Here is a 20,473-nt window from a genome sequence, read left to right as displayed (position 1 = left end):
GGAGGACAATCGAAGCCACGACGAAGGGAGCGCGATGCGCTGGAGTTGGTTGCGCCTGACGGCGGCCGCCGTCGCGCTCTCGGGGGTCGCCGCCGGGTTCGTCGTCAACGTCGACCGCGCGGTGCGGCAGGGGCAGAGCCTCGGACTCGTGCTCGCCGACTATTTCAGCTTCTTCACGATCATCTCCGCGATCCTCGGCGCCGCGGTGCTCGCCTGGGGCGCGAGCTGGGGTCTGCGGCATGCGGATGCCCCGCGCGAACCGTTCGCCCTCGCCCTCGCGCTGGCCGCCGTCACCGGCCCGGTGCTCCTGCTCGGCGTCGTCTACAACGCGCTGCTGCGCGGGATGCCGTCGGCGGAGGCCCTCGCCGACTCACCCGGCATCGCGCTGCTCGACACCTACGCCGTCGAGGTGCTGCACGTCGTGCTCCCCGTGTACTTCGTGCTCGACCTGCTGCTCGCGCCGCGCCGCCGCGGGCTGCCGTGGTGGACGCTCTCCGTGCTCGTCGGCTATCCGCTGCTGTGGACGGCGTACACGATGGTTCGCGGCGAGCTCGTCGCGAACCCCGACGGCTCGGCGCCGTGGTGGTATCCGTACCCGTTCCTCGACCCGCACGGCCCGGGCGGGTACGGCTCGGCATTCCTCTACATCGGCGCGATCTGCGCCGGCTTCCTCGTGATCGGCACGGCCGTCATCGGCATCGGCCGCTGGCGCGAGCGCCGCGCGCCGCAGTAGCGGCATCCCCCGCCCCATCGCCCCCGTCGGCCACCCTCCCCTCTCCCGCGAAACCTCGCAAATGTCCGCTTTCAGACCCGTTTCCGCGGTGTTTTGCGGACATCTGTGAGGTTTCGCGAGACCTCGCATATGTCGGCTTTTCGGGCCGTTTCGGTGAGATTTGCGGACATATGTGAGGTTTCGCGGTGGTGGGCCGGGGCGGGACGGCGGGGCGGGAGGGACGGCGGGGCGGGGCGGGTCAGACCCGGTAGCGGATCGGGAACCGCACCGGGCCCGTGTTGCCCGAGACGGGCAGCCACTCGCCCGGGCCGTCGGGCTCGGCGCCCGGCATCCGCTGCGCGAGCAGGGGCAGCGCGACGGACATGTCGGTGCGGGCGACGAAGTGGCCCAGGCAGTGGTGCACGCCGCCGCCGAAGCCGCTGTGCAGCGGGCGGTCGTCGTACGTGATGTCGAGCTCCACGTGCGCGGCCATCGCACGCGGGTCGGTGCCCATCGCGTGCGACAGCACCTGCACGATGCCGCCGGCCGGCACCCGCAGGCCGTTGAGGTCGACGTCTTCGATGGCCTCGCGCGTCACCCAGGTCACGGTGGGGTTGACGCGCATGACCTCCTCCACGGCGCGGGCGCCGAGTTCCGGTCGCTCCGCCAGCAGCGCCCACTGGTCGGGACGGGCGAGCAGCGTCTGCAGCGCGAGGCCCAGCTGGTTGCGGGTCGTCTCCATGCCCGCGAACGCGAGGAACACGAGCGCGACCGACAGCTCGCGCCGCGAGAGCGCGTCGCCCGCCTCGTGCGCCTGGATGAGCGTCGTGACGAGGTCGTCCTGAGGATGCCGCTGCCGATCGGCGATGACCTCTTCGATGTAGCCGGTCAGCCCCTCCAGCGCCGCCTCGATGCGGGGCAGGTCGTCGCGCACCCGGATGCCGAAGGACTTCCCGAGGTCGTCGGCCCAGTGCGCGATCTGCGGCCACTGCTCGTCGGGCAGCCCCAGCAGGTAGCAGAGCACCCGCGAGGCGTAGGGCTCGGCGAACTGCGAGACGAACTCGACGCGCGCGAAGCCATCGGCATCCGGGGCACCGAACCCGTCGATGAGGTCGTTCGCCAGCGCCTGGAACCGCGGCCGCATCGCCTCGATCGTCTTGTTGCGAAACGCCGGCCCGAGGAGCTTCCGCAGCCGCAGGTGGTCGTCGCCCTCCAGGCTCAGCAGCGTCTCCTGCCACCACTGCCGCCACGGCCCGTCGTGGATGCCGTTCTGATCGGGCCACTGCGCACTCCCCTGCCGGAAGCGGCGGTCTTTCAGCAGCGCCGTGCCCTCCTCGTACCGCAGGATCGCCCAGCCGTACGGGGTCTCGGCGTACCACGAGGCATCCTGCGCGTCGTGCACCTGGGTCGAGGTGACGTCGAACGCGGTGTCGGCGAGGTCGAGGTAGGGGACCGTCATAGCGCGACCCTACCGCGGATGCCGCCTCCGACCGGCGGCGCGGGAGCCGGCATCCGCCCCTGGATAGGATTGAACGCATGTCGAAGGTCCTCCAGTCCCTGCCCGTCGGCGAGCGCGTCGGCATCGCCTTCTCCGGGGGGCTCGACACCTCGGTCGCGGTCGCGTGGATGCGCGACAAGGGCGCCGTGCCCTACACCTACACCGGCGACCTGGGCCAGTACGACGAGGACGACATCGCCTCGATCCCGGGCCGTGCGCTGCAGTACGGCGCCGAGGCGTCGCGCCTGGTCGACTGCAAGCCGCTCATGGTCGAAGAGGGCCTCGTCGCGCTCTCGTGCGGCGCGTTCCACATCCGCAGCGCGGGCCGCACCTACTTCAACACAACGCCGATCGGACGCGCCGTCACCGGCACCCTGCTCGTGCGGGCGATGAAGGAGGACGGCGTCGACATCTGGGGCGACGGCTCGACCTACAAGGGCAACGACATCGAGCGGTTCTACCGGTATGGCCTGCTCGCCAACCCGGCGCTGCGCATCTACAAGCCGTGGCTCGACGCCGACTTCGTCACCGAGCTGGGCGGGCGCAAGGAGATGAGCGAGTGGCTCGTCGCGCACGACTTCCCGTATCGCGACTCGGTCGAGAAGGCGTATTCGACGGATGCCAACATCTGGGGCGCGACGCACGAGGCCAAGACCCTGGAGCACCTCGACGTGTCCCTGGAGATCGTCGACCCGATCATGGGGGTGCGCTTCTGGGATCCGGCCGTCGAGATCGCCACGGAAGACGTGTCGATCACGTTCGAGGCGGGGCGCCCGGTCGCCCTGAACGGCACCTCGTTCCCGGATGCCGTCGCCCTCGTCCGCGAGGCGAACGCCATCGGCGGACGCCACGGCCTGGGCATGAGCGACCAGATCGAGAACCGCATCATCGAGGCCAAGAGCCGCGGCGTGTACGAGGCGCCCGGGATGGCGCTGCTGTTCATCGCGTACGAGCGGCTGGTCAACGGCATCCTGAACGAAGACACCCTCGCCACCTACCATGAGCAGGGCCGGCGCCTCGGGCGCCTGATGTACGAGGGGCGCTGGCTCGAGCCGCAGTCGTTCATGCTGCGCGAGTCGATCCAGCGCTGGGTGGGGTCGGCGATCAGCGGCACCGTCACGCTGCGGCTGCGCCGCGGCGAGGACTACACGATCCTCGACACCGTCTCGCCGAACCTGTCGTACGCGCCCGAGAAGCTGTCGATGGAGCGCGTCGGCGACGCCGCCTTCGGCCCGACCGACCGCATCGGCCAGCTCACGATGCGCAACCTCGACATCGCCGACTCGCGTGCGCGCCTGGAGCACTACGCCGGGCTGGGCCTGCTCGGCGGGGCGACCGCCGAACTCGTCGGGCAGCTGTCGGCGGGCGCGGCGTCGGAGATCATCGAGCACGCCCAGCCCTACGATGCCTCGCGCGAAGAGCTCGCCGAGGCCGTGGATGCCGCTGGCGAGTCGGCGTCGTTCGACTTCGGCGCCGACTGACGCGGCTCAGCGCGACCCGACTCCAATCGGTCGTTGAGCGAGGGGAGCGAGACGAAACGACGTGATCAGACGAGAACCGCGTTTCGTCTCCTCGCTGCGCTCGTCGCTCAACGACCGGGAGAACCTCTAACTCAGACTCAGCGCGGCGGGGCGAAGACGGCGGCGGCGGCCTCGATCTCGGCATCCGTCGGGATGCGGGGCGCGTAGTCGCGGGCGCGCAGGTAGTCGAGGAAGCCGGCATCCGGAGCGACGCCGTAGGTCGCGACGTAGTAGGTGACGGGTCCGGTCCAGACGTACTCGCCGTCGGTGCGGATCGTCAACGGCACGACCGGTTCGTCGTGGTTGAGCACATCGACGCCGCGGGCGGTCGTGTGCATGACGACGGCCCCGGCCTGGAGGTAGGCGCCCACGCGCGCCGCCTCGTCGGGGGACAGCCGTTCGTCGTTCAGCGGCGGCCGCTGCCGGTCGGGCGTTGCGACCCAGCCGGGCGGGAACACCGATACCTGCGTCACCATGCGCTCTCATCCCTCCGGCTGGCACCAGTGTCGCACGCGCACATCCGCGTCGGGCGTCTCACCCCGGGGAGAATAGAGATTCGGCCGCCGCCGCGGCCACGCGTTACGATGCGAGAGCGGTCTCAGCTACTGGGGGCATGGGGCCGAAGCCGGTCCTCCGACCGCCGCGAAGCCGACGCCCCCGCGAAAGCGTTCCGACGACGATGTCCGACACCGCATACGATCACGACCCCGCCACCCCGGCCGAGCCCGGCGACCAGATCCCGGGCGAGAAGCACGCCAAGCCCCGGCGTTCGCTCGGCCGCCGCATCGGCATCATCGCGTTCTCGGTCGTCGCGGGCCTGACGGCCGTCGCCCTCGTCCTCGCCGGTGTCGTGGTCTTCACCATCCAGCGCTCGTTCCCGCAGCTCGACGGCACGATCGCCGTCGCCGGCCTCGGCGACGACGTGACGGTCTATCGCGACGTGCAGGGCATCCCGACGATCGTCGCCGACTCGACGCACGACCTGTTCTACGCGCAGGGCTACGTGCACGCGCAGGACCGCTTCTGGGAGATGGACTTCCGCCGCCACGTCACGAGCGGGCGCCTGTCCGAGCTGTTCGGCGCGAGCCAGCTGCCGACCGACGAGTTCCTGCGCACGCTCGGCTGGCGCCGCGTCGCCGAGGAGGAGGTCGCCGCGCTCGACCCCGTCACCCGCAGCTACTACGACGACTACGCCGAGGGCGTCAACGCGTACCTCGCCGACCACCAGGGCGCGGCGGTCTCGTTGGAGTACGCGATCCTCGGGCTGCAGAACCCCGGCTATGAGATCGAGCCGTGGACGGCGGCCGACTCGGTCGCGTGGCTGAAGGCGATGGCGTGGGATCTGCGCAGCAACGTCGAGGAGGAGACCGAGCGCGCCCTCCTCGCCCAGACCCTCACGCCCGCGCAGATCGCCGAGCTCTATCCCGCCTACCCGTACGACCTGAACCCCGTCATCGTGCCGCAGCTCACGACGGATGCCCCTGCCCCCTCGTCGGCGGTCACCACCTCGTACCGGACGGATGCCGGTGACGCACCCGCACCGGAGGCCTCGGCATCCATCGCCTGGACCGAGGTGGGCAGCGTCGTCGAAGCCGCGTCGGCGTTGCTCGGCGGCGTGGGCGAGGGCATCGGCTCGAACTCGTGGGTCGTCTCGGGCAGCCTCACCGAGAGCGGGCTGCCGCTGCTGTCGAACGACCCGCACCTGGGCGCGGCGCTGCCGAGCGTGTGGCACCAGGTCGGTCTGCGCTGCCGCACCGTCGGCAGCGCCTGCCCGTTCGACGTCGCCGGGTTCGGGTTCTCCGGCGTGCCCGGGGTCATCATCGGGCACAACGCCGACATCGCGTGGGGCTTCACGAACCTCACCGCCGACGTCACCGACCTGTACATCGAGAAGGTCGACGGCGACTCGTACTGGCGCGACGGCGAGCTCGTGCCGCTTCAGACCCGCACCGAGACGTTCCACGTCGCCGGCGGCGACGACGTGACGATCGAGGTGCGTTCGACGGTGCACGGCCCGATCGTCTCGGGCCTGACCGGCGACTTCACGGCGATCGCCGACGATCCGTACGTCGGGTCGAAAGACGAGGCTGCGCGACCGGACGACGCCGGGGGCGGTGCGGGCGGCTCCGACTCGTCGGGCGAGTACGCCGTGTCGCTGCGGTGGACCGCGCTGGATGCCGGCAGCACCGCGGCCGCGATCTTCGCGCTGAACACGGCGCACGACTTCGCCGACTTCCGCGCGGCGGCATCCCTGTTCGACGTGCCGGCGCAGAACCTCATCTACGCCGACACGCAGGGCAACATCGGGTATCAGGCGCCCGGGAAGCTCCCAATCCGCGGGGCCGGCGACGGCACCATGCCGCAGCCCGGCTGGGATCCGGCCTACGACTGGACGGGGTACATCCCGTTCGAGGAGCTGCCGGTGTCGTACAACCCGGCATCCGGGTACATCGTCACGGCGAACAATCGCCTGGTCGACGAGACGTACCCGTATTTCCTCGGGTCGGACTTCGACTACGGATTCCGCGCCGCGCGCATCACCGACCTGCTGCAGCGTGCCATCGCGAAGGGCAAGGTGACCGCCGACGACATGGCCGCGATCCAGCGCGACCAGCAGTTCTGGATGGGCAAGCGCCTCGCGGGCGTCTACGCCGACATCACCGTCGACGATGCCGGCGTGCAGCGCGCGCTCGACCTGTTCGACAGCTGGGACGCGCAGAACAGCCCCGACTCGGCGGCGGCCGCGTACGCCAACGTGCTGTGGGACGAGCTCGCGCAGGATCTGTTCTCACGCCGCGCCGACCCGGCGCCGCTGTCGGATCAGGCGCGCCTGTTCGTCGTCGTCGACGACCTGCTGGACGACCCGGCGTCGCCGTGGTGGACGAACTCGCAGCTCGACGTGGCCGGCCAGCGCGCGATGCTGGAACGGGCCGCGACCGACGCGTACACCCGGCTCGTGGGGCTGCAGAGCGACAACCCGGATGCCTGGAACTGGGGTTCGCTGCACGCCATCACGCTCACGAACTCGACGTTCGGCGAAAGCGGCATCGCACCGATCGAGGCGCTGTTCAACCGCGGGCCGTTCGCGGTCGGCGGCGGCTCGGCCGTCGTCGACGCGACGGGGTGGTACGTGGGCTCCGGGTCGTTCGCGACGCAGACGGTGCCGTCGATGCGGATGACCGTCGACCTCTCCGACTTCGACGCGTCGCGCTGGAACCACCTCACCGGCACGAGCGGCCACGCGTTCCACCCGAACTACCTCGATCAGGTCGACGACTGGCAGCACCTGCAGCACACGCGCTGGCTGTTCACCCTGGACAAGGTGAAGGACGCCGCGACCGACACGCTCATCCTGACCCCGGCGTCCTGAGTCGACCGCCCGCGGTTCCGCGTTCGCCGCGGGCGCGGGCTCGGCGCGGGTTCGGCGCGGGCTCGGCCGACGGCTCGGGCTCGCGTCCGGCGCGGGCGACGGCATCCCTTGCTCGCGCTGTCGAAACCTGCACGCGCTATCGAAAGTTCAGCAGCGCGTGCAGAAAACGACAGCGCGACAGGGAAGCGCGACAGGGAAGCGCGACGGGGGAGCGCGACGGGATGCCGGACGAGCGAGAGTCGGGCGGGTGTCGGCGGCGGCGAGCCGGATCAGCTCGCCGCCGGAGTCGGTCTCGCACGTGCGTTCTCGCGTGTGGGTGGATGCCGCCACCCACACGCTGTCGCCCACCCGCCGGTCATGACATCCCGTCGGGCTTCGGCTCGCGGCATCCATCGCGCGCTCGCGCTGTCGAAACCTGCACGCGCTGTCGAAAGTTCAGCAGCGCGTGCAGGTTTCGACAGCGCGTGCAGGTTTCGACAGCGCGTGCAGAAAACGACAGCGCGACGGGGAAGCGCGACAGGCGAGCGACGGGGAAGCGCGGCGGGCGAGCGACGGGCGAGCGACGGGCGGGGGCTCAGCCCGCGGCATCCGTCTCGCGCTTGTCGCGGGCGAGCTCGTCGACGAGCAGCGAATCCTCGTCGAGGGTGCCGTTGCGGTAGGCCTGCCGCCCGACCATGTGCGCCGACAGCGGCGCGGTCGCGAGCTGGATGAGGATGACCGGCACGAGGAACGTCGTCACCTGCCACGACCCCAGTGCCAGGGCGATCGCGGCGCAGACGATGATGAGCCCGAGCACCTGCGGCTTGGTCGCCGCGTGCAGGCGCGTCGGCACGTCGCGGAAGCGCAGCAGGCCGATGGATGCCGTCAGGCACAGCAGCGCCCCGATCAGGATCAGCACGAGCACGATCACGTCGGTCATCGCCGGCCTCCTTCCCGAGCCGCGTCAGAACCCCCCGCGGAGCCCTGCTCGGGCGGCGCCGGCTGATCGCGGCGCGCGACGAAACGCGCGACCGAGATCGAGCCGAACACCCCGACGGCCGCGACGATCAGCAGCAGGGGGAGCGTGCGGGTGTGGTGGTTGATCGCCATCTCGGCGCCCAGCACGCACAGCACGAGGGTCAGCAGTACGTCGGCGGCGACGGCGCGGTCGAGGATCGAGGGTCCGCGGATGATCCGCCACACCGTCAGCAGCGCGGCGACCGCGAACGCGAGGAAGATGAGGACGATCAGCACCGTCACGACGACCCCTCCGAACCGGACGCAGCGGCCCGCACCGCCGCCACCTGCGCTCGCGATCCCACGGCGCGCACGATCCGTTCCTCCCAGTGCTGCACGTCGGCCCGCTGCCGCTGGACATCCGCCTCCCCACGCACGCCGATGACGTGCAGGTACAGGATGCGGCGGTCGCGATCGATGTCGACGATGAGCGAGCCGGGGATGAGGGATGCCGTCACCGCGACGTGCGTCATGATGAGGTCGTCGTCGGTCACGAGCGGCACCCCGATGATCGCGGCCCCGGGCTGCCCGGGCGTGAGCACCTGCCACGCGACGGTGAGCGAACCGCGCACGAGCGCCACGAGGAACTCCGCGACGAACACGACGCCCCACCACGGGTCGACGCGCCCCGACAGTTCGACCGGAGGCAGCCGGAACACGCGGGTCACGAACACCGCGACGACGACGCCGGTCACCAGCGACAGCACGGTGAACTGGCCCCACAGCAGCATCCACAGGGCGACGAGCCAGATGAAGAACGGCAGTTGCCGCCACAGCGACGCGAGCACGGATCCGGCGCTCATTGGTCCGCCCCCTCCTGCAGCTGCACGAGCGTCACGGGCTCGGTGAGGGCCTCGCCGATCGTCGCGCACAGGCTGTACAGCGGGCCGGCGAACACCGTCAGCGCGACGGTGACGCCGACCATGCCGGCGGTCGTGGCGGTCATGATGCGCGGGATGCGGCGCCTCCCGCCCTGTTCCCCGGCGGCCGGGGCGCCGTCGAGGTAGGCGATGCGCTCGGCGAACGCGGGGTCCTCGCCGTGGTCCTCCTCCTCGCGCCAGAAGGCCAGGTTCCACGCGCGCATGAGCGTGTAGAGGGTCAGCAGCGACGTCACGATGCCGCCGCCGATCAGCGCGTACATGAGCGGCGTGCCGACCTCGGCGGCCGCGTTGAACAGCGCGAACTTGCCGATGAAGCCCGAGAACGGCGGCAGGCCGCCGAGGTTCACCGCCGGGATGAAGTACAGCACGGCGATCACCGGCGCCGCCTTCATGAGCCCCTTCACGCGCAGCACCGACGTCGACCCGGCGCGGCGCTCGACGAGTCCCACGGCGAGGAACAGCGTCGTCTGCACGACGATGTGGTGGACCATGTAGTAGATCGTCGCGCCGAGCGCGAGCGGGGTCGCGATCGCCAGCCCGAACACGAGAAAGCCGACGTGGCTGACGAGGGTGAACGACAGGATGCGTTTGAGCTCGGCCTGTGCGACCGCGCCGAGGATGCCGACGATCATCGTCGCGAGCGCCACCACGAGCAGCAGGGTGTTGAGGTCGTTGTCCCGGAAGATCTGCGTCTCGGTGCGGATCATGGCGTACACGCCGACCTTGGTCAGCAGGCCCGCGAACACCGCCGTGACGGGGGCGGGCGCCGTCGGGTACGAGTCGGGCAGCCAGAACGACAGCGGGAAGACGGCCGCCTTGATGCTGAACGCGAGCAGCAGCATGAGGTGCAGCACGAGCTGGGTCTGCTGCGGCAGCTCGGTCATCCGCTGCGACAGCTGTGCGATGTTGACGGTGCCCAGCGCCCCGTAGATCGCCGCGATCGCCACGAGGAACAGGATCGACGACACGAGCGACACGACGATGTAGACGACGCCGGTGCGGATGCGGTTCTCGGTCGAGCCGAGGGTGATGAGCACGTACGAGGCGACGAGCAGGATCTCGAACCCGACGTAGAGGTTGAACAGGTCGCCCGCGATGAACGCGGTGAAGATGCCCGCCGCGAGGATCAGGTACGACGGGTGGAAGATCGTGACGGGGGTGTCGTCGTCGCCGTCGGCGGCGCCCTGGCCGACCGAGAAGAGCAGCACCGCGAGCAGCACGATCGACGACACGACGACCAGGAGCGCCGCGAGCCGGTCGACGTACAGCACGATGCCGAAGGGGATCGGCCACCCGCCCACCGATACCGCGAAGGCGTGGTGCGACGCGTCGACGGCCGCCAGCAGCGCGGCGGCGATGACGGCGACGAGCGTGAGGGTGACGACCGAGACACCGACCTGCACCCGGCGGCGGCGGCCGAAGATGAGCGCGACGGCGGCGCCGAGCAGCGGCAGCGTCACGAGCAGCGGCACGAGCGCGCTCATCGGGCATCCCCTCCGTCGCGGGCGGTGCCGGCATCCGTCATCCGGTCGACGGGAGCGTCGTCGCGGATGCCGTCGACGTCGCGGTGGTGCAGCACGGTGATCGGGGCCGTCTCGGTGCCGATGAAGTCGGTCGTGGCGTCGTCGTCTTCCGGAGTGATCTCGTCGTCGAGCTCGTCCTCGTCGGCCGCACCGCGGCCGCGCACGGCGAGGTCTTCCTCGTCGTCGTGCACCGTGTCGGCCTGGCCGAGCTGCCACGAGCGGTAGATGAGGGCGAGGAGGAACGCCGACACGGCGAACGTGATGACGATGGCGGTGAGCGTGAGCGCCTGCGGCAGCGGGTCGCTCATCTGGTCGGGCTCGGCCACCCCGAAGAAGGGCGCGAGCCCGGGCCGGCCCATGACGACCAGCAGGAAGAGGTTCGCCGCGTTGCCGAGCAGCAGGAATCCGATGAGCACGCGGGTCAGCGACCGCTCGAGCATCGCGTAGACGCCGGCGGCGAAGAGCACGGCCATGACGACGATCAGCACGACGGACACGTTCACGGGACGTGCACCCCCCGGTCGCGCAGCTCCTGCGTCTGCCGGTCGACCTCGCCGCCGAGCGAGCGCAGCACGTCGAGCACGAGTCCGATGACGACGAGGTAGACGCCGACGTCGAAGAGGGTGGAGGTGACGAATTCGAGGTGGCCGATGACGGGGATCTCGGCCTCCCAGAAGGAGCTCGTCAGCGGCGCCGCGCCGAAGACCAGCGGCACGACCGCGCACGCGACGGCGAGCGCCATGCCGGCGCCGAGGAGCCGCCCGGCATCCGTCGGGGCCGCCGCGCCCAGCTCGTACCGACCGCCCGCGATGTACCGCATGACGAGCGCCATGCCCGCCACGAGACCCCCGGCGAACCCGCCGCCGGGCAGGTTGTGCCCGGCGAAGAGCAGGTAGATCGACACGACGATGATCGTGTGGAAGAGGATGCGGACGATCACCTCGAGCATGATCGACCGGTTCGCGGGATCCACCTTCTGCCCGCCGACGAGCCACGCCTGGCGCGTGCTTCCCGGCGCGACGGCGCGGGGGCGTGGACCCTCGTCGGTCTCGACGAGGGGACGGCGGGTGCGGATCGCGGCCGTCGGCAGGGGCGCGATGGCCCGCGAGAGCAGGTCGGAGCGGTGCGTCACGAACACGAGGGATGCGACGCCGGTCGCGGCGAGGATGAGCACCGACAGCTCGCCCATCGTGTCCCAGCCGCGCAGGTCGACGAGGGCGACGTTGACGACGTTCTTGCCGTGCCCGAGCTCGTAGGCGAGCTCGGGGAAGCTCACCGAGATGGGTCCCTCACCCGCGCGCCGGTGGCGACCATCGCGACGATCGCCATCGTCGCGCCGACCGCGACGGCCAGCACGGCGCGCGCGACGGGCGCGACGGATGCGTTGTGCTCACCCATCCGCGCCGGGATGCGGCGCAGCACGAGCGTGAACGCGACGAGCGTGACGGTCTCGACGAGGATCTGCGTGAGCGCCAGGTCGGGGGCACCGCTCGTGGCGAAGAGCACGACCATGCCGAGGCCGGTGACCGAGACGAGCACGACGCCGGTGTAGCGCTTCTGCGCGCGCACGGCGACGATGCCGGCGAGGATCATGATCGGCGCCGCCACGACCTGCATCGGCGTCTGCCAGGCGTCGAGCGACAGGGACCATCCGCCGCCGTCCGCCCCGTTCACCCCGTTCACCAGCGGCGCGATCAGCGCCGTGCCCTCGGCCGCGACGAACACGACGAAGATCGTGCCGACGTACACCGGCAGCGATCCGCGCTGCGTGAAGGTCGTCGTCCAGACCGCGAGGCGCGCGAGGGCGCGCAGCGTGCCGTTGTAGACGTCGACGGCGGTGAAGCGCAGCGCGCGGCCGCGCCACCCGGTGCGCACGACGAGCACGCACAGCGCGAACCCGGCCGCGATCGACCCGAGCGAGAGGAACAGCGCCGGCTCGAACCCGTGCCACAGCGCGAGGTGGGCGGCGTGGTCTGTGCCGGATGCCGCCGGGGCGGTGTCGGCGTAGCCCGCCAGCGCCGTGTCGAGCCAGGGCGCGGCGATGCCCCCGGCGATCGTGAGGCCGGCGAGCAGGACGGGCGCGGCGAGGAATCCGACCGGCGGGTCGGGCCAGGCCGTCGCCGGCCCCGGCTCCCCGTCGGCAGTGCGCTTCGTCCAGAACGCGCCCCAGACGAAGCGGATGCCGTAGGCCGCCGTGAGGACCGAGCCCAGCACGATGCCGACGAGCGCGACGAGCGCCCAGACTGCCGCTGCGGGCTCGGTGGCGGCATCCAGGACCGCCGCCAGCACGCCCTCCTTCGCGACGAACCCGATCGTCGGGATGACGCCGACCATCGAGGCGACGGCGACGATCGAGAACGTCGCGAGGGTCGGCGCCTGCCGCCCGACCCCCGACAGCTCGCCGATGTCGCGCGTGCCCAGCTGACGGTCGATGACGCCGACGACAAGGAACAGCGCCGACTTGAACAGGGCGTGGCTCAGCAGCAGCGCGAGCCCCGCGAGCGCAAGGTCGCGCGTGCCGAAGCCGAGCACGGCCGTCAGCATGCCGAGCTGGCTCACCGTGCCGAACGCGAGGATGCGCTTGAGGTCCGACTCGCGCAGCGCCTGCACGCCACCGAGCAGCATCGTGAAGATGCCGAGCGAGATCACGATCGGCCGCCAGGGCCCGGCGATCGCGAACGCCGGCGCGCAGCGCGCGATGAGGTAGATGCCCGCCTTCACCATCGCCGCGGCGTGCAGGTACGCGCTCACCGGTGTCGGGGCGGCCATGGCGCCGGGCAGCCAGAAGTGGAACGGGAAGATCGCCGACTTGCTGAGCGCGCCCACGAGCAGCAGCACGATGGCGGTGTCGACCAGCGCGGAATCGCTGTTCATGCCGCCAGCGGCATATTCGGCGAGGATGCCGGAGAGGCTGCTGGTCCCGGCATCCACCACGAGGATCACGGCGCCGACGAACATGACGAGCCCGCCGAGCGTCGTCACGAGCAGCGCCTGCAGCGCGGCCCGGCGGCTCGCGCCGCGCGCGTGGGAGAAGCCGATGAGCAGGTACGACAGGATGCTCGTGATCTCCCAGAACATCACGAGCACGATGAGGTCGTCGGTCAGCACCAGCCCGTACATCGCGCCGGCGAACGCCAGCAGCACGGCGCTGAACAGGCCCACGCCGTCCTTCTTGCCGGCGAAGTACCACCGGCAGTAGATCATGACGAGCGCACCGACGCCGGTGACGACGAGCGCCAGGATCCAGCCGAGGGTGTCCATGCGCATCGACAGCGCGATGCCCAGTTGCGGGATCCACGCGTACGACTCGGTCGGCGTGTTCCCCGCCAGCACGGCGGGAGCCTCGGCGGCGGCGTGCGCGAACGCGGCGATCGGCAGCAGCGCCGCGACGAAGAAGGCCCGCGCCCCGATCCGCTTCACGAGCCACGGCAACGCCAGCGGCAGTATCGCGAACGCGGCCAGGAGAGCGAGCACACTGGCCTCCTGGCTGTTCGGGGGTCGGTCACCCCAGTCTACCGGGCAGCGCCCCCGCCGCCCCGCCCCGCCCCGTCCGGCCCCCGTCCGGCCCGTGAGAAACCACTTCGCGCGTGAGAAACCACATCTGCAGTGGTTTCTCGAGCAGGAAGTGGTTTCTCACGCGGGGGTGAGCGCGTAACGGGGCGGGGCGGACGCGGGGGCGGGGGCGGGGGGTCACGCGGGGGCGGGGGGATGCGCGGGGGCGCCGTCGTGTTGCCCCGCCGGAACTCGCACGTCAGCACCACCGAGGCCGGTGCGCGGCCGTCGAGCATCGTCACGATCGCCGTGCCGGCGGCGCGGCCCTTGCCGGCGGCATCCTGCACGAGGGTCGTCAGCTCGTAGGGCGCCAGCCCGTCGACGGGCACGCCGTCGAAGCCGGTGACGCTGACGTCGTCGGGGACGCGCAGGTCCGCCTCCTCCGCGGCGCGGATGACGCCGGCGGCGAGCAGATCGCTCTGCGCGATGACGGCCGTCGGCCGGGTGCGCGGGTCGGCGAACAGCGCGCGACCGGCGGCGAGCCCCTCGTCGATCGAGCTCTCGGCGGTCGCGATGGCCGGGGCATCCGGGAAGACGTCGCGGGCACCCTCCAGCCGCTCGCGCGTGACGTCGACGGCGGGGTCGGCGCCGGCGGGGATCCAGCCGCGCGGACCCCCGGCATCCTGCCACAGCGTGACGATCGCGACGTCGGAGTGCCCGAGGTCGCGCAGATGCTCGGCCGCACGGCGCTGCGCCTCGCGGTTGTCGAGCAGGATGCGGGGGATGCCGTCGCCGGCGTCGCCCTCGATGACGACGATCGGGATGCCGCGGGCCTGCACGGCGGGCAGCGTGTCGAGCAGGCGGCCGTCGCAGCCCAGGAGCACTGCCGCGTCGATCGACGCCGTCTGCAGCGTCGGGGCGTTCGCGATGTCGCTCTCGCGCGACACGAGCAGCAGGCCCGCGCCGAACGGGGCGACGGCGTCGGCGAGGCCGTCCATCAGGAGCCGCTGCACGGGGTCGAGGAAGATGGAGTTCAGGGTCGAGCCCACCACGACGGCGACGATTCCGCTGCGGCCGCGGCGCAGCGAGGCGGCGCGGGGGTCGGGGCCGACGTAGCCGAGCACGGCGGCGGCTTCGAGCACCTTGACGCGGGTCGCGGCCGACACCGGCGACTTGCCGCTGTAGACCACCGACGCCGTCGACGGCGAGACGCCCGCCCTGCGGGCGACATCGGCGATGGTGGCGCGACGGTTCGACACCTTTCGATGCTAGCCCGGCCGGGCCGTTCGATCGAATCGATTCGCTAGACTTCTCCGGTGACCACCACCGCCCCGACGCGTCCGCAACTCGTCCACTGGCGCACCGCCGTCTTCACGCTCTTCTTCATGTGCGGCATCGTGTTCGCGTCGTGGGCCGCGCGTCTTCCGGCCGTCAAGGTGAACCTGGGCATCGACGACTTCCAGGTCGGCATCCTGCTGTTCGCGATGGGAGCGGGCTCGCTCACCGGCGTCATGCTCGCCAACTACATCGTGACGCACTGGGGCGCCAAGCGCGGCCTGTCGGGCACCGTCGTGGCCATGGGGGCGGGACTGATGATCGTCGCACTGGGTGTCGATGCGCTCCTGTCCTACCCGCTCGCCGTCGCGGGCCTCGCCCTGACCGGCATGGCGATCGGGTCGACCGACGTCATGATGAACGTCGAGGCCGCCGCCGTCGAGCAGTCGTTCGGCAAGACGCTCATGCCGCTGTTCCACGCGTTCTTCAGCTTCGGCACCGTCGTCGGCGCAGCCATCGGCGTCGGGATCGTCGCATGGGGGGTCCGGGTGACGTGGCACCTGGGTGCGGTCGCGCTCGTCTGGTTGGCGATCGCCGTCTTCGCGCTGCGGTACTTCCCCGCGCGGACGCTCGCCGACGGCGGCGACGCGACGCCCGCGACCCGCGGCGAACGCCTGCACGCCGCCCTCGCGGTCTGGCGCGATCCGCGCACCTACGCGATCGGCGCCATCATCCTCGGCATGGCCTTCGCCGAGGGCAGCGCCAGCGACTGGCTGGCGATCGCCGCCGTCGACGGGCACAACCTGTCCGAGGCGACCGGCGCGATCTTCCTCACCGTGTTCTCGATCGCGATGACGACCTTCCGCGCCCTGGGCGGGCCCGCCGTCGACTGGATCGGCCGCGTCTGGACCCTCCGCATCCTCGCCGTCATGGCGGCGGCGGGCCTCGTGACCTTCATCCTCGCGCCGAACCTGCCGGTCGCCTTCATCGGCGTCGCGCTGTGGGGCCTGGGCGCCTCGCTCGGCTTCCCCCTCGGGATGTCGGCCGCCGCCGACGACCCCGCGAAGGCCGCCGCCTCGGTGTCGGCCGCCGCCACCATCGGCTATGTCGCGTTTCTGTGCGGCCCGCCCGTGCTGGGCTGGATCAGCCACCAGATCGGCATCCTGCCCACCCTCTGGATCATCGTCGCCCTCATCGTCATGAGCGGCTTCGCCTCGGGCGCCGCGAAGCCCATCGCCGGCTCGAAGGTCGGCGCCGGCCACCACTGACCCCTCGCCCCTCGGCGCCGGCGCACCGTGGGATGCCGGCATCCTGCTCCCCCGCCCCCGCCTTCATCCGTCGCGAATCACGGCTATCCCGCGCCTTGACCACGACTTGCGCCGGATGAACCGGCCGCCCCCGCCTTCATCCGACCCAAACCGCGGCCATCCGGCGCAATCGCCACGATTCGCGACGGATGACGCAGCGCACCGCCGGATGCCGCCCCCGCCCGACGCGCCGCCGGATGCCGCCCCCACTCGCTACGAGAGCGGCTTGACGAGGTAGACGAGTTCCACTCCGTCGCGCAGGGTCTCGCGTCGGGTTTCGGCGTAACCTTCGCGCACGTAGAGCCTGATGTTCGCCTGGCTCAAGTGTCCGGTGAACAACTCGGCGCGCGTCGCCTGTGAATCGTGCTCGGCGCGGCGCAGGAGCGTGGTGCCGAGCCCTTTGCCTTGCTGATCCGGGGCGACCGTCAGGCGTCCGATGTGAACTGTTCCGTTCTCCACCGTCCAGCGCACCGCGGCGACGATCCTCGCCCCGTCCAGCGCGACGGCGCCGCTGCCGACGCGCAGCTCGTCCTGAAGTTCGCTCAGTGTCTGGGTCAGTGCCGGGAGAAACGGGTCGCCGTAGATCTGCGCTTCGGTCGCGTACGCGGCGCGTTGCAGGGTGAGAACTTCGCCGGCATCCTCGACGGTCATCCTTCGCGTCCGTGCCTCATCCATCGCTGCGTGCCCCCGAGCATCCGTTGCCGCCTGTCAGACTTGAGCGGTGCGTCTCATTATCGCCCGCTGCTCCGTCGACTACTCGGGCCGGCTGAACACTCATCTCCCGCTCGCCACGCGTCTCATCATGATCAAAGCCGACGGGACGGTCGCGTTCCATCGCGACATCCAGCACGCGCCGCTGAACTGGATGAGCCCGCCGTGCACGCTCACGGTCGAAGAGCCGGATGCCGACTCGGCCGGCGCGGGCGTGATCGAGCACTGGCGCGTGACCCACAGCAAGACCGGAGATGCGCTGCTCGTGCGCATCTACGAGGTGCTGCACGACTCATCGCACGAACTGGGCATCGACCCCGGGCTGCAGAAGGACGGCGTCGAGGCCGACCTGCAGCGGCTGCTCGCCGAGCAGGTCGAGGTGATCGGCGACGGGCTGACCCTCGTGCGCCGCGAGTTCCCGACGGCGATCGGCCCCGTCGACCTGCTGCTGCGCAACCCGGCCGGCGGCACCGTCGCGGTCGAGGTCAAGCGCCGCGGCGACATCGACGGCGTCGAGCAGCTCACCCGCTACCTCGAGCTGCTGGGGCGCGATCCGCACCTCGCCCCGGTCACGGGCGTGTTCGCGGCGCAGGAGATCAAGCCGCAGGCGAAGGTGCTCGCCGCCGACCGCGGCATCCGCTGCGTCACTCTCGACTACGAGGGCATGAAGGGCACCGAGTCCGGCGCCCCGCGCCTGTTCTGACCCGACATCTCTGAGGTCTCGCGAAACCTCACAAATGCACGCGACACGCCGTGCGAACCGGTCTAGAAGCGGACATTTGCGAGGTTTCGCGGACGACGCGGCGGGCGGGGGACGCGGGGAGGCGCCGGTAGGCTGGCGGCATGGCGGCGAGATCACCCTGGACCTGCGTGCTGTGGGACATCGACGGCACGGTCGTCGATGCGTCCGAGGGCATCCTCCGCCGCCTCACGCGGTGCCTCACCGACTACGGGCTGCCCGCGCCGACCCGCGAAGAGCTCGTGCACTGGATCGGCCCGCCGATGCACGAATCGTTCCAGACGAACGTCGGCATGACCCCCGAACAGGCGGCCGAAGCCACCGCGCGCTACCGCGTCATCGGCAAGGCCGAGGGGTACGCCTCCGGTGCCCGGCTCTACCCCGGCATCGCCGAGCTCATCGCGGAGGTGGATGCCGCCGGCATCGCGCAGGCCACCGCCAGCTCGAAACCGGAGCACCAGGTCGAGGTGCTCATGGACCACTTCGACCTCGCCCGGCATCTGCAGGTCGTCGTCGGCGCGACGCCCGACGAGAAGACCCGCGCCTCGAAGTCGGCGGTCGTCGCCGAGGCGCTGCGCCAGCTGCATGCCGGCGGCCACGACACGAGCCGTCCCGTACTCATCGGCGACCGCCACCACGACGTCGACGGCGCCGCCGAGCACGGCGTGCCGGTGATCTTCGCGCGATGGGGATTCGGCTGGCCGTACGAGTCGGAGGGTGCGGCGGCCGTCGTCGACGACGCCCGCCAGTTGCGCGCCCTGCTGCTGCTCGACGACCCGGCCGACGAGCTCCAGGCCTAGCCCGCCGATGGATGCGCCGGTCGACGCGTGGGGGTGGGTGGTCCCCTCCCTCGTGGTCTTCAGCGGAGCGGCGTTCCTCGTCGCGATCGCCGTCGGCGCGGTGCTGCTGCACCGGCGCTCACCCGCCGTGCGGGCCGCGGCCGACGCCGAACGGGTGCAGGCCGGCTCGGCTCTCGTGCGGCTCGACGACGCCGTCGCCGAGCTCGACCTCGAGGTCGGACTGTCCGGAGCGCTCTACGACGGGTCGGCCCCGGCCGCGCTGCGACGGGCGCGGATGACGGCGCAGCACGTCCGCGACGCGGCCTTCGAGGAGTATCGCGCGCTCGCGGGCGCCCCGGCGCACGAGGCCGCGCGCCGGGCGCGCGGCATCCGCTCCCGCACCGACGGCGCGCTCGCGGCGATCGCGCGGGCCCGATCCGGGCACGCCGCGTGGATGGCCCAGAACGTCAGCGCCGCCGTCCAGGTCACGGCCGCCCGCGAACGGCTCGTGGCGCAGCGCGCCGAGCTCGGCGACCCCGGTGGGCTCCTCGCACGGCTCGCCGCGCAGCACGACCGCAGCGAGTGGATCGACGCCGAGCGAGCCGCCGCCCAGGCGACGGCATCCCTCGCCGACGCCGAACGTCTCGTCGCCGACGCGGCCGCGCGCGCCGAAGACCCGACCCGGTCGGCCCTTCCCGTGCTCGCCGACGCCGAGCGGGCGCTGCGCGCGGCGGCCGAGTCGACGCGCCGGTTCGAGGAACGGTGCCGGCTCGTGACGGATGCCGCCGCCGCGCTCCCGGAGGAGTTCGCCCAGGCCCGCACCGCGCTGCGCGCCTCCGCCGCGCTGCGCGAGACGCTGGAGCCCGCCGACGCGGAACGGCTCGGCAAGGCTCTGCACGACGCCGAGGCCGAGCTCACGGCGCTCGAGCCCGGAGCAGGGCGCCGGCCCGCCGCGACGGTCGAGCGCATCGCGCGGCTGCGCGATCGGCTCGACCTCGCCGTGGGCGATGCCCGCACGGCGCAGCAGCGGTTGCGCGGCGCGCGCTCCGCGCTGCCGGGGGCACTGTCGGTCGCACGCGACACGATCGCCCGGGCCGAGCCGACGGCATCCCACGCGGGCGTCGATGCGCGCGTGCGCCTGGCAGCGGCCCAGCGCGAGCTGGCCGCAGCGCGGGCGGCCGGCGACCCGGTCGAGGCATTGGATGCCGCGCGCCGGGCCACCCGGCACGCCGAAGACGCCATAGCCCTCGCGGACTATGACCGGATGACGAGAGGCTGACGGCCCGGGGGCCGCTCAGACTCAGAGCGGTCGGATGTTCTCCGCCTGCAGGCCCTCGGGACCCTGGGCGATCTCGAACTCGACGCGCTGGTTCTCCTCGAGCGAGCGGTAACCGCCCGACTGGATGGCGGAGTAGTGGGCGAACACGTCGGCGCCGCCCTCATCGGGCGCGATGAACCCGAAGCCCTTCTCCGAGTTGAACCACTTGACGGTACCGCTGGTGCTCATGAGCTGCCTTACTTGCATGCGATGCCGGCGCGAGTGCGCCGTCGGGTCAACGCTAACGGGGTCGCGGCCCGGACGGGGCACTCCATGAGAGATGGTGACACAAACGTTGCACGACGAGCCGGTTAACCATTCGACGCCCGGGCAGAATACGCACAAATGCGCA

16 protein-coding genes and 2 pseudogenes are annotated in these 20,473 nt (G+C 71.5%); 7 read left to right on the top strand and 11 right to left on the bottom strand.

From position 1 onward, the window contains the following. Window positions 1-34: 34 nt before the first annotated feature. Window positions 35-733: a Pr6Pr family membrane protein gene (locus tag QM720_RS05850; RefSeq protein ID WP_415125204.1), complete on the top strand. Its 699-nt coding sequence runs from the start codon at window positions 35-37 to the stop codon at window positions 731-733. Window positions 734-971: 238 nt separating this feature from the next. On the opposite strand, the gene QM720_RS05845 is transcribed toward QM720_RS05850, so the two are convergent. Then, window positions 972-2,171 carry a cytochrome P450 gene (locus QM720_RS05845; RefSeq protein ID WP_415125203.1) on the bottom strand — a complete coding sequence of 400 codons (1,200 nt, stop codon included), beginning with the start codon at window positions 2,169-2,171 and terminating at the stop codon, window positions 972-974. A 77-nt stretch (window positions 2,172-2,248) separates the two neighbouring features. Here QM720_RS05845 and argG point away from each other — a divergent pair, with 77 nt between their 5' ends. Further along, the gene (argG, locus tag QM720_RS05840) at window positions 2,249-3,691 is read left to right on the top strand and encodes an argininosuccinate synthase (protein WP_415125202.1); all 1,443 of its coding nucleotides are present in this window, start codon (window positions 2,249-2,251) and stop codon (window positions 3,689-3,691) included. Window positions 3,692-3,828: 137 nt separating this feature from the next. Here the strand turns inward: argG and QM720_RS05835 are convergent, their stop codons facing one another. Then, window positions 3,829-4,206 (bottom strand): hypothetical protein, encoded by a 378-nt coding sequence (locus QM720_RS05835; RefSeq protein ID WP_415125201.1) that lies wholly within the window; start codon window positions 4,204-4,206, stop codon window positions 3,829-3,831. Between the two features lie 203 nt (window positions 4,207-4,409). On the opposite strand from QM720_RS05835, the gene QM720_RS05830 reads away from it, so the two are divergent. Beyond that, window positions 4,410-7,100 carry a penicillin acylase family protein gene (locus QM720_RS05830; RefSeq protein ID WP_415125200.1) on the top strand — a complete coding sequence of 897 codons (2,691 nt, stop codon included), beginning with the start codon at window positions 4,410-4,412 and terminating at the stop codon, window positions 7,098-7,100. Window positions 7,101-7,674: 574 nt separating this feature from the next. Here the strand turns inward: QM720_RS05830 and mnhG are convergent. From mnhG to QM720_RS05795, 7 genes and pseudogenes are all read right to left on the bottom strand, one after another. Next, window positions 7,675-8,019, bottom strand: a complete 345-nt coding sequence (mnhG, locus tag QM720_RS05825) for a monovalent cation/H(+) antiporter subunit G (protein ID WP_415125199.1) — start codon at window positions 8,017-8,019, stop codon at window positions 7,675-7,677. Next, window positions 8,016-8,339, bottom strand: a complete 324-nt coding sequence (locus QM720_RS05820) for a monovalent cation/H+ antiporter complex subunit F (RefSeq protein WP_415125198.1) — start codon at window positions 8,337-8,339, stop codon at window positions 8,016-8,018. Before QM720_RS05820 ends, mnhG begins: the two co-directional genes overlap by 4 nt. Further along, window positions 8,336-8,899, bottom strand: coding sequence for a Na+/H+ antiporter subunit E (locus QM720_RS05815; RefSeq protein WP_415125197.1), 564 nt, complete (start codon window positions 8,897-8,899; stop codon window positions 8,336-8,338). The genes QM720_RS05820 and QM720_RS05815 overlap by 4 nt, the downstream gene beginning before the upstream one ends. Beyond that, the gene (locus tag QM720_RS05810) at window positions 8,896-10,461 is read right to left on the bottom strand and encodes a Na+/H+ antiporter subunit D (protein ID WP_415125196.1); all 1,566 of its coding nucleotides are present in this window, start codon (window positions 10,459-10,461) and stop codon (window positions 8,896-8,898) included. Before QM720_RS05810 ends, QM720_RS05815 begins: the two co-directional genes overlap by 4 nt. Continuing rightward, window positions 10,458-11,003, bottom strand: coding sequence for a Na(+)/H(+) antiporter subunit C (locus QM720_RS05805; RefSeq protein ID WP_415125195.1), 546 nt, complete (start codon window positions 11,001-11,003; stop codon window positions 10,458-10,460). Before QM720_RS05805 ends, QM720_RS05810 begins: the two co-directional genes overlap by 4 nt. Then, window positions 11,000-13,974: pseudogene (locus QM720_RS05800) on the bottom strand (Na+/H+ antiporter subunit A). Before QM720_RS05800 ends, QM720_RS05805 begins: the two are co-directional and overlap by 4 nt. Before the next feature lie 242 nt (window positions 13,975-14,216). After that, window positions 14,217-15,251: pseudogene (locus QM720_RS05795) on the bottom strand (LacI family DNA-binding transcriptional regulator); the annotation flags it as partial. A 57-nt stretch (window positions 15,252-15,308) separates the two neighbouring features. Here QM720_RS05795 and QM720_RS05790 point away from each other — a divergent pair. Beyond that, window positions 15,309-16,535: an MFS transporter gene (locus tag QM720_RS05790; protein WP_415125194.1), complete on the top strand. Its 1,227-nt coding sequence runs from the start codon at window positions 15,309-15,311 to the stop codon at window positions 16,533-16,535. Between the two features lie 252 nt (window positions 16,536-16,787). On the opposite strand, the gene QM720_RS05785 is transcribed toward QM720_RS05790, so the two are convergent. Further along, window positions 16,788-17,225: a GNAT family N-acetyltransferase gene (locus QM720_RS05785; protein WP_415125193.1), complete on the bottom strand. Its 438-nt coding sequence runs from the start codon at window positions 17,223-17,225 to the stop codon at window positions 16,788-16,790. Window positions 17,226-17,295: 70 nt separating this feature from the next. On the opposite strand from QM720_RS05785, the gene nucS reads away from it, so the two are divergent. From nucS to QM720_RS05770, 3 genes are all read left to right on the top strand, one after another. Continuing rightward, entirely contained in the window at window positions 17,296-17,988 is a 693-nt protein-coding gene (gene nucS, locus QM720_RS05780; protein ID WP_415125192.1) for an endonuclease NucS, read from the top strand. Window positions 17,989-18,128: 140 nt separating this feature from the next. Continuing rightward, window positions 18,129-18,824: an HAD hydrolase-like protein gene (locus tag QM720_RS05775; RefSeq protein ID WP_415125191.1), complete on the top strand. Its 696-nt coding sequence runs from the start codon at window positions 18,129-18,131 to the stop codon at window positions 18,822-18,824. Between the two features lie 7 nt (window positions 18,825-18,831). Beyond that, on the top strand, window positions 18,832-20,082 hold the full coding sequence (locus QM720_RS05770) for a hypothetical protein (protein WP_415125190.1): 1,251 nt from the start codon (window positions 18,832-18,834) through the stop codon (window positions 20,080-20,082). Between the two features lie 21 nt (window positions 20,083-20,103). Here QM720_RS05770 and QM720_RS05765 read toward each other — a convergent pair whose 3' ends face one another. Further along, window positions 20,104-20,310 carry a cold-shock protein gene (locus QM720_RS05765; protein ID WP_415125189.1) on the bottom strand — a complete coding sequence of 69 codons (207 nt, stop codon included), beginning with the start codon at window positions 20,308-20,310 and terminating at the stop codon, window positions 20,104-20,106. Between the last annotated feature and the right edge of the window lie 163 nt (window positions 20,311-20,473).

This window comes from Microbacterium sp., from assembly GCF_047602155.1.
Classification (GTDB): domain Bacteria; phylum Actinomycetota; class Actinomycetes; order Actinomycetales; family Microbacteriaceae; genus Microbacterium.
Note: the sequence above shows the minus strand (reverse complement) of the source record. Positions and strands in the feature narration are given on the sequence as shown.

What these genes read in the sequence shown, in the direction of transcription:
- QM720_RS05785 (WP_415125193.1), bottom strand. Translation starts at nt 17,225, where the DNA reads ATGACCGTCGAGGATGCCGGCGAAGTTCTCACCCTGCAACGCGCCGCG.
- QM720_RS05775 (WP_415125191.1), top strand. Translation starts at nt 18,129, where the DNA reads ATGGCGGCGAGATCACCCTGGACCTGCGTGCTGTGGGACATCGACGGC.
- QM720_RS05770 (WP_415125190.1), top strand. Translation starts at nt 18,832, where the DNA reads ATGGATGCGCCGGTCGACGCGTGGGGGTGGGTGGTCCCCTCCCTCGTG.
- argG (WP_415125202.1), top strand. Translation starts at nt 2,249, where the DNA reads ATGTCGAAGGTCCTCCAGTCCCTGCCCGTCGGCGAGCGCGTCGGCATC.
- QM720_RS05845 (WP_415125203.1), bottom strand. Translation starts at nt 2,171, where the DNA reads ATGACGGTCCCCTACCTCGACCTCGCCGACACCGCGTTCGACGTCACC.
- QM720_RS05830 (WP_415125200.1), top strand. Translation starts at nt 4,410, where the DNA reads ATGTCCGACACCGCATACGATCACGACCCCGCCACCCCGGCCGAGCCC.
- QM720_RS05810 (WP_415125196.1), bottom strand. Translation starts at nt 10,461, where the DNA reads ATGAGCGCGCTCGTGCCGCTGCTCGTGACGCTGCCGCTGCTCGGCGCC.
- QM720_RS05835 (WP_415125201.1), bottom strand. Translation starts at nt 4,206, where the DNA reads ATGGTGACGCAGGTATCGGTGTTCCCGCCCGGCTGGGTCGCAACGCCC.
- QM720_RS05850 (WP_415125204.1), top strand. Translation starts at nt 35, where the DNA reads ATGCGCTGGAGTTGGTTGCGCCTGACGGCGGCCGCCGTCGCGCTCTCG.
- QM720_RS05815 (WP_415125197.1), bottom strand. Translation starts at nt 8,899, where the DNA reads ATGAGCGCCGGATCCGTGCTCGCGTCGCTGTGGCGGCAACTGCCGTTC.
- mnhG (WP_415125199.1), bottom strand. Translation starts at nt 8,019, where the DNA reads ATGACCGACGTGATCGTGCTCGTGCTGATCCTGATCGGGGCGCTGCTG.
- QM720_RS05765 (WP_415125189.1), bottom strand. Translation starts at nt 20,310, where the DNA reads ATGAGCACCAGCGGTACCGTCAAGTGGTTCAACTCGGAGAAGGGCTTC.